Source organism: Vibrio bathopelagicus, assembly GCF_014879975.1.
Classification (GTDB): domain Bacteria; phylum Pseudomonadota; class Gammaproteobacteria; order Enterobacterales; family Vibrionaceae; genus Vibrio; species Vibrio bathopelagicus.
Genome location: NZ_CP062500.1, coordinates 2,261,801 through 2,277,081 on the forward strand (window position 1 = coordinate 2,261,801; position 15,281 = coordinate 2,277,081).

12 protein-coding genes are annotated in these 15,281 nt (G+C 43.7%); 4 read left to right on the forward strand and 8 right to left on the reverse strand.

Features of this window, described 5'->3' with window-relative positions; genetic code table 11:
* Window positions 1-48 precede the first annotated feature (48 nt).
* The 6 genes from nrfF to nrfB all read right to left on the reverse strand — a co-directional run bounded on the left by nrfF (window position 49) and on the right by nrfB (window position 5,371).
* On the reverse strand, window positions 49-489 hold the full coding sequence (nrfF, locus tag IHV80_RS09965) for a heme lyase NrfEFG subunit NrfF (protein ID WP_192888934.1): 441 nt from the start codon (window positions 487-489) through the stop codon (window positions 49-51).
* Entirely contained in the window at window positions 486-1,043 is a 558-nt protein-coding gene (locus IHV80_RS09970) for a DsbE family thiol:disulfide interchange protein (protein WP_192888935.1), read from the reverse strand. The genes nrfF and IHV80_RS09970 overlap by 4 nt, the downstream gene beginning before the upstream one ends.
* Complete coding sequence (locus IHV80_RS09975) at window positions 1,024-2,946, reverse strand: heme lyase CcmF/NrfE family subunit (protein WP_192888936.1); 1,923 nt, start codon at window positions 2,944-2,946, stop codon at window positions 1,024-1,026. Before IHV80_RS09975 ends, IHV80_RS09970 begins: the two co-directional genes overlap by 20 nt.
* Window positions 2,947-3,119: 173 nt before the next feature.
* Complete coding sequence (nrfD, locus tag IHV80_RS09980) at window positions 3,120-4,094, reverse strand: cytochrome c nitrite reductase subunit NrfD (protein WP_192888937.1); 975 nt, start codon at window positions 4,092-4,094, stop codon at window positions 3,120-3,122.
* A gap of 2 nt (window positions 4,095-4,096) precedes the next feature.
* Window positions 4,097-4,783, reverse strand: coding sequence for a cytochrome c nitrite reductase Fe-S protein (gene nrfC, locus IHV80_RS09985; protein ID WP_192888938.1), 687 nt, complete (start codon window positions 4,781-4,783; stop codon window positions 4,097-4,099).
* 3 nt (window positions 4,784-4,786) lie between these two features.
* Window positions 4,787-5,371 (reverse strand): cytochrome c nitrite reductase pentaheme subunit, encoded by a 585-nt coding sequence (gene nrfB, locus IHV80_RS09990; protein ID WP_192888939.1) that lies wholly within the window; start codon window positions 5,369-5,371, stop codon window positions 4,787-4,789.
* Window positions 5,372-5,852: 481 nt separating this feature from the next.
* On the opposite strand from nrfB, the gene nrfA reads away from it, so the two are divergent.
* Together nrfA and IHV80_RS10000 are read left to right on the forward strand one after the other, a co-directional pair.
* Window positions 5,853-7,283, forward strand: coding sequence for an ammonia-forming nitrite reductase cytochrome c552 subunit (gene nrfA, locus IHV80_RS09995; protein ID WP_192888940.1), 1,431 nt, complete (start codon window positions 5,853-5,855; stop codon window positions 7,281-7,283).
* A 128-nt stretch (window positions 7,284-7,411) separates the two neighbouring features.
* Window positions 7,412-7,756, forward strand: a complete 345-nt coding sequence (locus IHV80_RS10000) for a rhodanese-like domain-containing protein (protein ID WP_192888941.1) — start codon at window positions 7,412-7,414, stop codon at window positions 7,754-7,756.
* 52 nt (window positions 7,757-7,808) lie between these two features.
* Here the strand turns inward: IHV80_RS10000 and IHV80_RS10005 are convergent, their stop codons facing one another.
* Entirely contained in the window at window positions 7,809-8,438 is a 630-nt protein-coding gene (locus tag IHV80_RS10005) for a TPR domain-containing protein (RefSeq protein WP_192888942.1), read from the reverse strand.
* A 287-nt stretch (window positions 8,439-8,725) separates the two neighbouring features.
* Entirely contained in the window at window positions 8,726-11,413 is a 2,688-nt protein-coding gene (gene gyrA, locus IHV80_RS10010; protein ID WP_192888943.1) for a DNA topoisomerase (ATP-hydrolyzing) subunit A, read from the reverse strand.
* A 258-nt stretch (window positions 11,414-11,671) separates the two neighbouring features.
* Here gyrA and ubiG point away from each other — a divergent pair, with 258 nt between their 5' ends.
* Window positions 11,672-12,415: a bifunctional 2-polyprenyl-6-hydroxyphenol methylase/3-demethylubiquinol 3-O-methyltransferase UbiG gene (gene ubiG, locus IHV80_RS10015; protein WP_192888944.1), complete on the forward strand. Its 744-nt coding sequence runs from the start codon at window positions 11,672-11,674 to the stop codon at window positions 12,413-12,415.
* A 506-nt stretch (window positions 12,416-12,921) separates the two neighbouring features.
* Window positions 12,922-15,204 carry a class 1a ribonucleoside-diphosphate reductase subunit alpha gene (gene nrdA, locus IHV80_RS10020; RefSeq protein ID WP_192888945.1) on the forward strand — a complete coding sequence of 761 codons (2,283 nt, stop codon included), beginning with the start codon at window positions 12,922-12,924 and terminating at the stop codon, window positions 15,202-15,204.
* The last annotated feature ends 77 nt before the right edge of the window (window positions 15,205-15,281 follow it).

A 15,281-nucleotide genomic window follows, 5' to 3' on the forward strand; every position in this document is an offset into this window, starting at 1 on the left:
TTAATGTTACAAAATACAGGTTAATTGGTAAACAGTAATACGTAATTTTTATGAGCTCTTTCTAACACTTTTTACTGACAAATATATAAATAAGAGAAAAAGTGCGATCGGTAGGAGCCAAAGTAATAGGGTTGAGGCACTCATTGCTGGCTTATAGAGTACAAATTCGCCAAACCTTTCCGTCATGTATTGAGTAATTTCATTATTGCTCTTCCCTGCTTTCACCATATTAAACACAACCAGACGCAAATCTTTTGCTATCGGAGAGTTCGATTCAATCAGATTTTGATTCTGACATTGTGGGCAGCGCAGCGATTTAGCCAAAGTAATAGCACGCTGTTGTTGATCAGGGCTTTCAAACTCAAACAACTCGACTTGAATGCTTGTATCTTTATCACCCGCTGTAAAAAGGTCTTCCGCTTGAAGAGGAAAAATGACGAGCAGCGTCGTTGAGAACACAAAGACCATTTGTAGAAGATACTTCATCATCCATTTGTACCCGAAAAATAGACGGCAAGTTGCTCCTGCCAAATCGATTCATTCAACACACCCAATAACTTCTTAACGATTTGGCCGTCAGCATCGACTAAATACGTCTCAGGGGTTCCTATGACACCGAGCTCTAAAGCCAACTTCCCTTGAGGGTCGCTGATCACTTTTGAGTATGGATTACCGTCGTTGGACAATACATTGAGCGCCGCTCCGGGGTTATCTCGATAATTGAGACCAACAATTGGAATACCTTTCTTCTGCAGATCGAGCAAAAACGCGTGTTCTGTTTTACAAATACCACACCACGAAGCCCATACATTGACGAGCTGATAAGGATGCTGCGTGATATCAACCAACGTGAGCACTTGTGTGTCTGTGTTGCCTCTACCACTATCCATCAGCTCAGTAGACGTGAATTCAGGGAACGCTCTTTGTTGTTCTGACACAATCGTCGTTTGTTGCTTGTTCTCGATCACAAACACAAAAGCAACGACCAAAATCAAAGCCATCGTGAACAGAAGGATTAGTTTCCTACGAACGTTGGTATGCATACTGGGCAGCCTTAACGGTTTTCTTTTTACGATGTGTCAATGAAAGTACGGCACCAAAAATTAAGAAAAGTGCGCCAAACCAAATCCAGCGTACGTAAGCCTTATATTGCACTCTAAACGCATAAGACGTGGCGTCGACTTTCTCGCCCATCGTGATATAAACATCGCCATGCCAGAACCACTTCATCGCGGGTTCGCTCATATTCATCACCCTAACTTGATAATGCCTTCTCTCTGGCGCAATCAAAAAGGTGTGTTCTTCATCTTTTAAATCGAGTATCGCTTTTTCAGCGGTAAAATTTGAAGCGACATAAAGCTCAGTGTCTCGATGAGAAATGACCCAATCGACAAACTCAACCTGTTCGCCTGGGCTCAATTTATAACTGCGTTCAAATGAGTGGTAACTGTTCATCGCTGCACCTACGGCTAAAACGGCAATCCCAACATGAGCAAAGGTCATCACCCAGACTTTGCGTTGGAACTTGGAGCTTCGCGTCACCACTAAGCCATAAACATGCGTCAATACCACCCAGAATGCGAGTCCCCAAGTCAGCAGCGCCATCACTTGCAGTTGTACCTGTTCAACTTGCCAAGAATAACAAAGGTAACCGAGCAGCAGTGACACAAAAGCTAACGAGGCAATCACACCTTTGCTTGCTTGAGGCTTGATACTCAGCAAAGGGGCTAAACCAACCACGCCAAGTGCGAGCAAAGCCAGCGGCGCTATCAATAGATTAAAGTACGGCGCACCTACCGATATGTTACCCAATCCAAGCAGTTCAAATACCATTGGATAAAACGTACCAAACACCACAACAGCAGTCGCCAGTACAAAAATGAGCACCGCGACTAAGCTCAAAAAGCTCTTACTCGCAAAGCTAGTAATCGGGCTCGACTCGAAAGACTCACCTCTAACAATTAGCAACGAGAAGGAGCTCAACAACACAGTCACTAGTATTAATAACAGCGCGATGCCTTTAGTTGGATCGACTGCGAAAGCATGCACAGACGTTAATACGCCAGAACGAACAATAAAGGTGCCTAAGATACTCAAACAAAACGTAATGAACGCAAGGCTTAGAGACCACTTCAACAGCTGCTGCTTTCCTTTGGCAACACCTAGGCTGTGCAGTAATGCGGTCGATGTCAGCCAAGGCAACAAGCTTGCATTTTCAACCGGATCCCAGAACCACCAGCCTCCCCAACCTAATTCGTAATACGCCCACCAAGATCCCAAGGCGATCCCTGCAGTTAGAAAGATCCACGCAGTAAGACACCAGCTTCGACAATTCACAACCCAGTCAAACTCGATCGGGTCGACCAGCAAGGCGGCAACAGCAAATGCCAACACCACAGAGAAACCGACATAACCAAGATAAAGCAGAGGCGGATGAAAAATCAGACCTACATCTTGTAACATTGGATTGAGATCACGTCCTTCGAGGGGCAAGGTCGAGTTCATCTCAAATGGGTTTGATGCAAGTAAAGTAAACCAAGCGAAGGTTGCCAACAGTACATTCATCACCCACAAAACGCGGCTTTGATACTCACTTGAGTAATGCTTCTGCAAGGCAATAACACCTGACCAACAGCTGATAGTCAGTACCCAAAATAACAGCGAACCTTCATGACCCGCCCAAACGGCCGCCATTTTAAAAAAGGATGGTAATTGTGTATTGGAATGTTCAGCGACATAGAGGATAGAAAAGTCATCGCTGATAAAGGCATAGCCTAGAAGGACAATCGCGCCAATCGAAAACAAGGCACTGGAAAGAGAAAAGCTACGAATTAGACCGATGTTCAGTCTTTGTTTAGTTAGCATTTGATAAAGAGATGACACAGCAATAATGCTACTGAGGACAGCAACCAAAATTAAGCTAAACAATCCCACAGAACCGACCATATCACCTCAATAAGGCTCTACTTGAGCAGAGCCAATTTGAACACACATCTCATGTTTATTTAAAGCGTTTTCATTAAAAGCATGTTTATCAAAAACATGCTTACTAAGAATATGTTCATTAATAAGCAGATGTTTAGTATCCGACATCTGCTCACTAATAAACTTGCGCGAAATTAAGCTAACGTTAACTGCCCTGCATAAAGGACAAAAGTTCGCAGCATTAACACGCCCATCAGGCTTAACGAAGTTACAGAGAAAATATACACCGAACTATGACGGATAGACGTTGGTGTGACCGCATTCAGCAACAACGGTAAAACCATACCAACACCGATCACGCCATACCAGAACCAACTCGCCCAGAAACCACTGCCAATTGCGTTCCATACTGCTTGCTCACTTTGACCACCAGCGAAGATAAGCCCAGTAAAGAAAGTAATAAGAACAAACAACTCAAACATCACGACAGGGCGCTCGAAGCCGTGGATCCATGAAATACTCGGGCTATGAGGTGATTCTTTAAAGACCAACACACCAAATAAAATACATGCCGCCGCTCCCGAAGATAAGCTCGAGAATAAGAACAAAATCGGCAGCACTGGGTTATTCAACAGTGGGAAGGTATTTAGAGCGGAAAGCAGGAATCCTGTATAAGCGGCAAGCATCAGAGCAAGAACAGCTAAGAATATTTCCAAAGCATTCTCGAACACTTCTAATTTGCCAATCCAGTTACCAACAAAATCGAGTCGTCCTTTTAACCATACTTGGTCATTCAAGAACCCGACGATTTGATCTCTAAATATAATGCCGATCCAAAGGAACAAGATCACCATATACACTTGGAATAAGATCACACCCATCGACATCACAGACGTTGGATTGTAGAAGATCATGATCTTCCAAAATGATAACGGTTTTGTTAGGTGGAAAACCAAGATCAGCAGACCTGAAATGATCCCAAAGGGCGCAAGAAAAGCCGTGGCCTTTAACACACCATTATGGGCAGGATCACCTTCAATGACTTTACGCTTAAGGTAAATGGAGATCATTACGGCACCCGCCGACATCCCCGCAAGAAATAGATAGATTGCTATAATCCAGTCCCATACCACCGTACCAGACTGAAAAGCTGCGTCCCATGCACTCATAATCAAATCTCCCCTTTTTGGTGTGGCACTTTATAGAGCTTTGGCTGAGTACCTAGATAGGCTTTGTCTCTGTAAACCACCTCAGATTGAAGTACTTGGTTTATCTCACTCTTAGGATCATTTAAATCACCAAAAATCAACGCTTTGGTTGGGCAAGATTCGACACAAGCAGGTAACTTACCTTGTGCTAGGTTGGTATCACGACAGAAGTTACATTTATCTGCGGATTTATTCTCCGGATGGAAAAAGCGCACTTGATAAGGACATGCCAGTAGACAATAACCACAGCCGACACATTTCTCTTTATGCACATCAACGATGCCAGTTTTTTCATCTTTGTAGGCCGCACCTGTAGGACAAACCATGACACAGGGTGCATTATCACAATGTTGACAAGAGTTACGAGTAAAACGGTAATCAACATTCGGATATTCGCCTTGAGGCTCACTCTTAATAATTTCTAATCGTGACACGCCTTCAGGCACTTTGTTCACTTCACGGCATGCTTCGGTACAAGCAGTACAACCAATACAAGCGGTTTCGTCATGAATCATTCCATAACGCTTAGTGCCATCTTCTTGAACGTTGGCCAACGTTTTACGACTTGTTACCGCCGCGGTTCCCGCGACACCCGTGGTAAAAATAACGGCACCAGCACCTGCTAAAAAGTTTCTTCTTGAGCAGCTCATAGATTACTCCCCTTCTTTCTTCTGGTTGAAGTCTGAATGGCAATCCACACACAGCTTGATGGTTTGCTTTTTATCTAAACCCAACACTTTCGCTTCAGTGGCATGAACATCATGACAGTTTGAACAGGTTAAGTTTTGCGCGTGAACATCGTGAGTCCAGCTAGCTTCACGAAGATCATCCGGTTTATGACAATCTATACATTGGCTATTCGCATCTAAAATTAAGCTTGGGTCTAGGAAAACCTTCTCAGTTCCCGGTTGTGATTGAGCCGAACGATATTTCACCACTTCAGGTGCACCTTCACGGTGATCGGGGCTAATAGAGGTATGACAATCAGTACAATTCACTTCACGGCCAAGTAAAGCGTGTGCGCTTTCACCATGAGAGCCCAATACGGTTTCTTTGGAATCTTTATGGCATTGAACACACTTGTAATCTTTGTCGCGGATTAATTCGACTTCATGTCTTGTTGATTCTCCTACTGGCGTAACAGCAGGCTCAGCAACAGCATGAATGGAATAACCATAGAGGCAGAATGCTAGAAGGGATTTAAGCATTATGACTATGGCCAATTTAATATTGCCCATTTTATCCTTTCCTTATACCGGCATTATTTAACTCTCAACTAAATAATATTCCGGTTAAACAAAAGTACCCTTAAACGATATTATTACCGCTTAAATGATATCAATTCTTATTTTGGATAAGCCACAACGCTTTCTATAGTTAGAATATACCTCTAATTGGGTAATACGAAATTTGGATGGGTTATTCTGTGAACGCAATAACCCTATTTATATCATGGTCAATTCAGGTAATTGATTGTTATATATGATAATAATTCTCAATTAAATTTTAATGACACTACCCACCAATACCCCTTTAGGGGTATATAAACTTCAACGTGATTGAAGTCACTACCATTAATTGATCTAAGACAAGCTATATCCAACACGTAACAAAATGTGTTTGTTTATGAATTAATATAAACAGGAATTCTCCAGTTCTTAATTTGAATAGCAAACTCACAACGCTTGGTATAAGAATCAGTATATTGGAGATATCACTGTGAAAAAGCATTGGATACGTAATTCGGTCACAGCACTATTAATGGTTAGCGCATCACTAGCAAGCGCGACCAGTTTTGCTGCGTCTGAACAAAAAGAAATTGGCGATCCTCGTAACGACCAGTTCGAGCAAAACCACCCAGATCAATATCATTCATGGAGACAGACTTCAGAAAGCGAAACCATTGAAGATGCACTAAAAGAAGATCCCAACATGGTCATCATGTGGGCTGGCTACGGCTTCGCAAAAGATTACAACAAAGCACGTGGTCACTTTTATGCGATTGACGATGTACGACAAACGCTTCGTACTGGCGGCCCAACTGACGAAAGCTCAGGCCCAATGCCAATGGCGTGTTGGAGCTGTAAAAGCCCAGACGTCGCACGTGTTATTGAAGAACGTGGCGAAGATGGTTACTTCGAAGGTAAATGGGCACGTCTTGGCAACGAGATAGTTAACCCTATTGGCTGTTCAGACTGTCACGATACCCAAAGCGAAGGCTTTAAAAACGGTGAACCGGCACTGAAAGTTACTCGCCCTTACGTTGAGCGTGCATTTGACGCGATTGGTAAGAAGTTTGAAGACCAAGGTCGTTTAGATCAGCAAGCTTCCGTTTGTGCTCAGTGCCACGTGGAATACTACTTCACAGGTCCGACGAAAGGCGTGAAATTCCCTTGGGATAAAGGGACTCGCGTAGAGCAAATGGAAGAATACTACGATGAGATCGGCTTTAAGGATTGGACACACAAAGTATCAAAAGCACCAATGCTAAAAGCTCAGCACCCAGGCTATGAAACTTGGCGTGAAGGTATTCACGGCAAAAACAAAGTCGCTTGTGTTGATTGCCATATGCCTAAAGTAACCAAAGAAGATGGTACCGTTTATACCGACCATAAAGTGGGTAACCCATTCGACCGTTTCGAAGATACTTGTGCTAACTGTCATACTCAATCTAAAGAAACCATGCGTAACATCGTTTCAAGCCGTAAAGCGCAAGTACTGAATATGAAGCTTACTGCTGAAAAACAAATCGTAGCTGCTCACTTTGAAGCTGGCGCGGCATGGGAAGCGGGTGCAACAGAGCAAGAAATGGAGCCTATCCTACTGGATATCCGTCATGCTCAATGGCGCTGGGACTACGCTATTGCGTCTCACGGCATTCATATGCATGCACCTGAAATCGCTCTAGAAGTGTTAGGTACTGCCGTTGACCGCGCAGCGGATGCTCGAACTAAGATTGTTCGTCTACTGGCGAAGAAAGGCATCACCGATCCAATCGAGATTCCAGATATCTCGACAAAAGAAGCGGCTCAAAAAGCGCTTGGAATGGACATGGATAAGATGAACGCTGAGAAACAACACTTCTTAGACACGGTTGTTCCTAAATGGGAAGAGCAAGCTGAAAAGCGTGAAGCCAACTACGAATACTAGTTTCTTCAATTAGACCATTAAGTAAAAACCAGTCACACTATTGTTGTGTGGCTGGTTTTTTTAGGTTTTGGGGGAATAAACATCAATATCGACACCCCCAATCCACTCGCCAATTTAAGGAATCAAGAATGAGAACCCTACTTTCGCTTTCGGCATTATGTATTGCACTACTCAGTTCAGGCGTTCACGCCTCTGAGCGTGCAGAAACAGGGTGGGAATTAATAGAGAAAGGCGCATTAGTCGTTGATGTCAGAACACCTGAAGAGTTCGAACAAGGGCATCTAGATAACGCCATCAACTACCCTCTTTCTGAAGTGGCTACTCACTTCGCCCAGATAGAGAAAGACCGACTGATCGTTTTATATTGCCGCAGTGGCAATCGTTCAGGACAAGCTTATCAGTTCTTGCGTGCTCAAGGGTTTACTCAAATCCATAACGCAGGTGGGTTAACAGAGATGCTAGATAGCCAGTAGTCTTAGAAATGAGCTCTTAATTAAGATCGCCTCTTTAGCAATTCTCCCAAGCTTAACGGATCATCTGTTTGGCTTGGTTGATCGAATGAATAATAGAGACACGATCAATGCCCTTTTGATTCGAATCGAGTATTTGTGTCCAAGCATCGATCGCTTGTTGATAGCGCATGCTAATGAAGTGATCGGTCGCAATCAGCATCAAAGCAGTTCGATCATTGGGATCAAGCAGCATAGATTGTTCCAGCAGCTCACTGACTTGATTGTTTATGGTTTGAGAGCTCAAGTAATACAGCGCCGTCGCTTTCGCTGCGTATAAGCCTGAAGGCGCTTGCTTGTCTAAACGAATAGCATAGTCATAGCACGTGAACGCTGCATCAAACTCCCCTTTCTGCATATACACACCACCAAGCTTAAACCACAAATCAGATTGATTCGGGTCTTGCTCAAGGCTCTGTTGAAGCTCATCCTCAAAATCTGTCGTCGTGTAGATGTTGCTATCATCCAAAGGAAGTTGAGGTAACTCTTGTTTCAGTTGAGACCAGACGAGCACACTTAAAGCCACTGCGGTAAGAGAAATCACTACATTGCCTTTTAGATAATTGCCATTCTTGCTCGCAGCAATAACGACCACAATCAAAAACAGACTCATTAGTAGTAACGCAACCAACAACCAGATATCCATTCCACATTCCTTTTATTTAGCTCTATCTCCTACTCTATCGTTTTCGCCCTGCCTCGTTATTGATCAAAGTTTAGCGTTCGAGATTTAGTGCTCAAACTTTCGCATAAAAGCGACGGGTTACGGTTAGGGCTAAGACCTAAGACCTAAGACCTAAGACCTAAGACCTAAGACCTAAGACCTAAGACCTAAACGAAGTGAGAAGAAAAGTGAAATGACAGGCAATAAAAAACCGAGCACTTAGGCTCGGTTTTTTCATTGGTACTCTTAATTACTTAGTGTAATCGAGATTACTCAGTGTCTTGCTCGCTATCACTTTCAGAGTCGGAAGCATCTGATGCTTGCTCTTCACTTGATTCAGAAACAACTGTTCCTCCTGCGTTAATAGTTTCAGCGTTTACTGCGTCAGCATTTGCTTCTTCAGTTTCTTCGCCTTCAACAATCTCCGCTTCTTCTACTTCGTCGATACGTTGTAGACCTACAACATTCTCGTCTTCAGCAGTACGAATCAGTGTCACACCTTGAGTGTTACGACCAACTTGGCTAACTTCCGCTACGCGAGTACGTACTAATGTACCTGCGTCGGTGATCATCATCATTTCATCGCCTTCTTCAACCTGAACAGCACCAACTACTGGGCCATTACGATCAGAGACTTTGATAGATACTACACCTTGCGTTGCACGGCCTTTCGTTGGGTATTCAGCCAGCTCAGTACGCTTACCGTAACCGTTTTGAGTCACAGTTAGGATATCGCCTTCGTTTGAAGGAACAATCAGTGAAACCACTTGATCGTCTTCTGGAAGCTTCATACCACGAACACCAGAGGCAGTACGACCCATTGGACGTACTTTGTCCTCGTTAAAGCGAACAACTTTGCCCGACTTCGAGAACAGCATGATGTCGCTATTACCATCAGTAATATCAACGCCAATCAGTGAATCATCGTCACGTAGGTTAACTGCGATTAAGCCGTTAGCACGTACGTTTGCGAATTGATCCAGTGATGTCTTCTTAACTGTACCGTCGCCTGTTGCCATGAAGATGAATTTCTCGTTTGAGAATTCAGAAACAGGCAGGATAGCCGTAATACGCTCACCTTCTTCTAGAGGAAGAATGTTAACGATAGGCTTACCACGAGCGGTGCGGCTTGCTTGAGGCAGTTGGTAAACTTTCAAGCGGTATGTCTTACCACGAGTAGAGAAACATAAGATGTTATCGTGAGTATTAGCAACAAGCAGACGCTCAATGTAATCCTCATCTTTCATCTTAGTCGCACTCTTACCTTTACCACCACGACGCTGAGCTTCGTAGTCGCTTAGGATTTGGTACTTAACGTAACCTGCGTTAGAAAGTGTTACTACCACGTCTTCTTGAGCAATTAGCTCTTCCATGTCGATGTCATGAACCGCTGCTGTGATTTCTGTACGACGTTCGTCGCCATAGATATCACGTACCGCTTCAAGTTCTTCACGGATCACTTCCATCAAACGCTCAGTGCTTGCAAGAATATGCATTAGCTCAGCGATCTCTTCTAGAAGTGCTTTGTATTCGTCTAGAATCTTCTCGTGCTCAAGGCCAGTTAGGCGGTGAAGACGAAGTTCTAGAATAGCTTGCGCTTGAGTTTCCGTTAGGAAGTATTGACCATCACGGATACCGTATTGGTCTTCAAGCCAATCTGGACGGGCTGCATCAGTACCAGCACGTTCAAGCATTGATGCAACGTTACCAAGATCCCAACCACGAGACACTAGACCAACTTTAGCTTCTGCTGGTGTTGGTGCGTTCTTGATCAGTTCAATGATTTCATCAATGTTTGCAAGCGCTAAAGATAGAGCTTCCAAGATATGTGCACGGTCGCGCGCTTTCTTCAGTTCGAAGATAGTACGACGTGTTACAACTTCACGACGGTGATCAACAAAACACTTCAACATATCTTTAATGTTGAAAAGTTGTGGTTGGCCGTTGTTCAGAGCAACCATGTTGATGCCGAAAGTTGTTTGCAGTTGAGTTTGTGAGTAAAGGTTGTTTAGTACAACTTCACCTACAGCATCACGCTTACATTCAATAACAATACGCATACCATCTTTATCAGATTCGTCACGCAGTGCACTGATGCCTTCAACTTTCTTGTCTTTTACAAGTTCTGCAATCTTCTCGATCAGACGAGCTTTGTTCACTTGATACGGAATTTCAGTAACGATAATAGTTTCTTTACCGTTCTTTTCCATTTCAATGTTCGCTCGCGAGCGCATGTAAACTTTGCCACGACCAGTCTTATATGCATCAACAATGCCCTTACGGCCACTGATTAATGCTGCTGTCGGGAAGTCTGGACCAGGGATGTAGTCCATTAGCTCATCAATAGTGATGTCTTCATTATTGATAAATGCTAAACAGCCATCAACAACTTCGCCAAGGTTATGCGGCGGGATGTTGGTAGCCATACCTACTGCGATACCAGAAGCACCGTTAACCAATAGGTTTGGTATTTTTGTTGGTAAAACTGCTGGTATTTGCTCGGTTCCATCATAGTTAGGAACGAAGTCAACCGTATCTTTATCAAGATCCGTTAATAGCTCACCAGCTATTTTTGACATACGAACTTCGGTATAACGCATTGCCGCAGCTGAATCGCCGTCAACCGAACCAAAGTTACCTTGGCCATCGACTAACATATAGCGTAGTGAAAACGGCTGAGCCATACGAACAATTGACTCGTATACCGCACTATCACCGTGTGGGTGATATTTACCGATTACATCGCCTACTACACGAGCAGACTTTTTATATGCTTTGTTCCAATCATTACCTAATACATTCATCGCGAACAAAACGCGGCGGTGTACTGGTTTTAGGCCATCACGCACATCTGGAAGGGCACGACCAACGATGACGGACATCGCGTAGTCTAGGTATGAACCTCTAAGCTCATCTTCAATATTTACGGGCGTGATCTCTTTCGCTAGATCGCTCATAGAGCCATTTTCCCTCTATAGTCAGATCGTATTTTTGAATACGTATAAGACCGAAAAATATAACACAAATTTACCTACGGAGGCATCACTTTCCCTCTCCTTTTACCATCTTGTGACCCTTGTAGCCAATCTATTGATGAGAAATTGCACCTCAGCGTCATATCTTGCTGAAACATGGTCACTTTACACCCAATAAACTAGCAAAATTGTAGATCTTCTGGTCAGCAGGAAAAGGCAAGTTATAATGCCTGCAATTTCATGGATGCATTATTTAACTTGGAAATGCCGATTATGACTAAATCACAGAACGTAGACCCAGCAGAAATCAAAAAATTCGAAGACATGGCGTCGCGCTGGTGGGATCTAGAAGGCGAATTTAAGCCACTACATCAAATTAATCCGTTGCGCTTAAATTACGTGCTAGAAAAAGCCGAAGGCCTATTTGGCAAGAAAGTACTCGATGTTGGCTGCGGTGGCGGTATTTTGGCTGAGAGCATGGCCGTTGAGGGAGCGGTCGTCACCGGACTAGATATGGGTAAAGAGCCCTTAGAAGTCGCTCGTCTGCACGCATTGGAAACCGGCACCAAGCTAGATTACATTCAGAGCACCATTGAAGACCATGCGGAGCAAAACCCACAAACGTATGATGTAGTGACGTGCATGGAAATGCTAGAGCACGTTCCTGACCCACAATCGGTTATCTCGGCTTGCTCAAAGTTGGTTAAACCAGGTGGCCATGTGTTCTTCTCAACATTGAACCGTAACTTTAAGTCTTACCTGTTTGCGATTGTTGGTGCAGAGAAGCTACTGAAAATAGTCCCAGAAGGCACGCACGAGCACGAGAAGTTCATTCGCCCTGCTGAACTCATTAAGATGATAGACAACACGCCACTCCAAGAACTTGGCATTACAGGGCTGCATTACAACCCACTAACAGACACGTATCGTTTAGGGTCGAATGTCGATGTGAATTACATCGTTCACACTCAAAACTTGGGCTAAAAAATATCGGTAGCCCTACCGTAAAATATTTTGTAAAAAAGACGAATGAAAAGAGTTGCAATTACCATAAGTTTGCGACTTTTTTCAGTCTAAATTTCGTGCGCTAGCTTCCATTTTGACCACCTCGATTTAAATTTAATCGTCCAAAATCCATTGCCTATTTTACCCAAAGATCAAGAGATTTTTTTTTATGGGCGTGCAAAAATAAAGCATCCTTAAAAGTCGACTTTTGTACAATCAAGTCACGTCTAACTTCATCAGTTAGTGGTCACTTACAGTTTTTTTTCAATCCACCACTTATCCACAAGCAACCCCATTTCTTTACCTTGAAAATATCAGTTGTAGCACTATCTTGTAACCCAACAAACAAATGACCCTATATGTTGTGTTTGAACTACAATATATGGGTAGACCAAGATCACAAAGCCGAAACGTAATTTACAAAAATTACACAGAAATACACAAAAACACGGCCTTGTTCAGTTTTGTTAGGGAAATTAAGCAGAATGAACCAACAACTTACTGTTACCAAGCGTAACGGGCGCAAAGAAACGATCGATTTAGAGAAAATCCATCGAGTGATCACATGGGCAGCTGAAGGCTTGCACAATGTTTCTGTATCACAAGTAGAATTGAAAGCTCACATTCAGTTTTACGATGGCATTACCACAACTGACATTCATGAGACAATCATCAAGTCAGCAGCGGATTTAATCTCTGAAGAGACTCCTGATTACCAATATCTAGCAGCACGTCTGTCTGTGTTCCACCTACGTAAAAAAGCGTACGGTGAATACGAGCCACCTGCTCTTTATGACCATGTTGCAAAACTGGTTGATATGGGTAAATACGATAGCCACCTAATAGAAGACTACACGAAAGCTGAATTCGAAGAGCTTGACGCGTACATCGACCACAAGCGTGACTTAAACTTTTCTTACGCGGCGGTTAAGCAGCTTGAAGGTAAATACTTCGTGCAGAACCGTGTAACAAAAGAAATCTACGAGAGTGCTCAGTTCCTTTACATCCTAGTTGCTGCGTGTTTATTCGGTAAATACCCGAAATCAACGCGTCTGGATTACATCAAACGTTTTTACGACGCCTCGTCTACGTTTAAGATTTCTCTGCCTACACCAATTATGTCTGGTGTACGTACGCCTACTCGTCAATTCAGTTCATGTGTACTGATTGAGTGTGGTGACAGCCTTGATTCTATCAACGCAACAGCAAGCTCTATTGTTCGTTACGTATCTCAACGTGCTGGTATTGGTATCAACGCAGGTCGTATCCGTGCGCTTGGTTCTGAAATCCGTAATGGTGAAGCGTTCCACACTGGCTGTATCCCTTTCTACAAATACTTCCAAACAGCAGTAAAATGTTGTTCTCAAGGCGGTGTTCGTGGCGGCGCAGCAACAGTGTTCTACCCACTATGGCACGGTGAAGTTCAGTCTCTATTAGTACTGAAAAACAACCGCGGCGTTGAAGAGAACCGTGTTCGTCACATGGACTACGGCGTACAGCTGAACAAGCTTATGTACTCTCGTCTTGTTCAAGGTGGCAACATCAGCCTGTTCTCACCTTCTGACGTACCTGGCCTTTACGACGCGTTCTTCGAAAACCAAGAGCGTTTTGAGGCGCTTTACGTTAAGTACGAAAACGATCCTTCAGTGAAGCGTGAAACGGTTAAGGCCGTTGAGCTATTCTCTCTGCTAATGCAAGAGCGTGCTTCTACTGGTCGTATCTACATTCAGAACGTTGACCACTGTAATACACACAGCCCGTTTGATTCTGAAGTAGCACCTGTTCGTCAATCGAACCTATGTCTAGAAATCGCGCTACCAACTAAGCCGCTTTCTAACGTAGAAGATGACGAAGGTGAGATTGCACTATGTACGCTTTCAGCGTTTAACCTAGGCGCAATCAACGAGCTAGACGATCTGGCTGAGCTTTCTGAATTGGTTGTTCGTGCTCTAGATGCACTGCTTGATTACCAAGACTACCCGCTTCCAGCAGCACGCAAGTCGACAATGAACCGTCGTACTCTAGGTGTGGGTGTAATCAACTACGCATACTACTTAGCGAAGAATGGTGTTAAGTACTCTGATGGCAGCGCAAATGGCCTGACTCACCGTACTTTTGAAGCAATTCAATACCACTTGTTAAAAGCGTCTGTTGACCTAGCGAAAGAGCAAGGCCGTTGCCCATCTTTCCACGAAACCAACTACGCGAAAGGCCTACTGCCAATCGATACTTACAAAAAAGATATCGACTTAGTATGTGAAGAACCACTGCATTATGATTGGGACACGCTACGTGAAGAGATCATGGAGCACGGCCTACGTAACTCTACGCTAACAGCGCTTATGCCTTCTGAGACTTCGTCTCAAATCTCGAACGCGACTAACGGTATCGAGCCACCACGTGGGTACGTATCAGTTAAGGCATCGAAAGACGGCATCCTGAAGCAAGTGGTTCCTGATTTCCTAAATCTTAAAGAGAACTACGAGCTACTTTGGAACATTGGTAATAACGATGGTTACCTTCACTTAGTGGGTATCATGCAAAAATTCGTTGACCAAGCTATCTCTGCAAACACTAACTATGATCCAAGTGTTTACGACAGCGGTAAAGTACCAATGAAGCAGCTGCTTAAAGACTTGCTAACAGCGTACAAGTACGGTGTTAAGACGCTTTATTACCATAACACGCGTGATGGTGCTAAAGACGACCAAGGCGATGCAGTTCAAGTGCCGGAAGAAGATTGTGAAGGTGGCGGTTGTAAGATCTAAACCGCAATAAACATTAAGACCCCAGAGAAGTTATCTTCTCTGGGTTTAAAGCATTAACAGGGTTCGTTTTATTGCGG

Bases quoted from the DNA above. Each gene is read 5' to 3' on its own strand.
- nrfF (WP_192888934.1), bottom strand. From the start codon at position 489: ATGATGAAGTATCTTCTACAAATGGTCTTTGTGTTCTCAACGACGCTG.
- IHV80_RS09970 (WP_192888935.1), bottom strand. From the start codon at position 1,043: ATGCATACCAACGTTCGTAGGAAACTAATCCTTCTGTTCACGATGGCT.
- IHV80_RS09975 (WP_192888936.1), bottom strand. From the start codon at position 2,946: ATGGTCGGTTCTGTGGGATTGTTTAGCTTAATTTTGGTTGCTGTCCTC.
- nrfD (WP_192888937.1), bottom strand. From the start codon at position 4,094: ATGAGTGCATGGGACGCAGCTTTTCAGTCTGGTACGGTGGTATGGGAC.
- nrfC (WP_192888938.1), bottom strand. From the start codon at position 4,783: ATGAGCTGCTCAAGAAGAAACTTTTTAGCAGGTGCTGGTGCCGTTATT.
- nrfB (WP_192888939.1), bottom strand. From the start codon at position 5,371: ATGGGCAATATTAAATTGGCCATAGTCATAATGCTTAAATCCCTTCTA.
- IHV80_RS10000 (WP_192888941.1), top strand. From the start codon at position 7,412: ATGAGAACCCTACTTTCGCTTTCGGCATTATGTATTGCACTACTCAGT.
- IHV80_RS10005 (WP_192888942.1), bottom strand. From the start codon at position 8,438: ATGGATATCTGGTTGTTGGTTGCGTTACTACTAATGAGTCTGTTTTTG.
- gyrA (WP_192888943.1), bottom strand. From the start codon at position 11,413: ATGAGCGATCTAGCGAAAGAGATCACGCCCGTAAATATTGAAGATGAG.
- ubiG (WP_192888944.1), top strand. From the start codon at position 11,672: ATGGATGCATTATTTAACTTGGAAATGCCGATTATGACTAAATCACAG.
- nrdA (WP_192888945.1), top strand. From the start codon at position 12,922: ATGAACCAACAACTTACTGTTACCAAGCGTAACGGGCGCAAAGAAACG.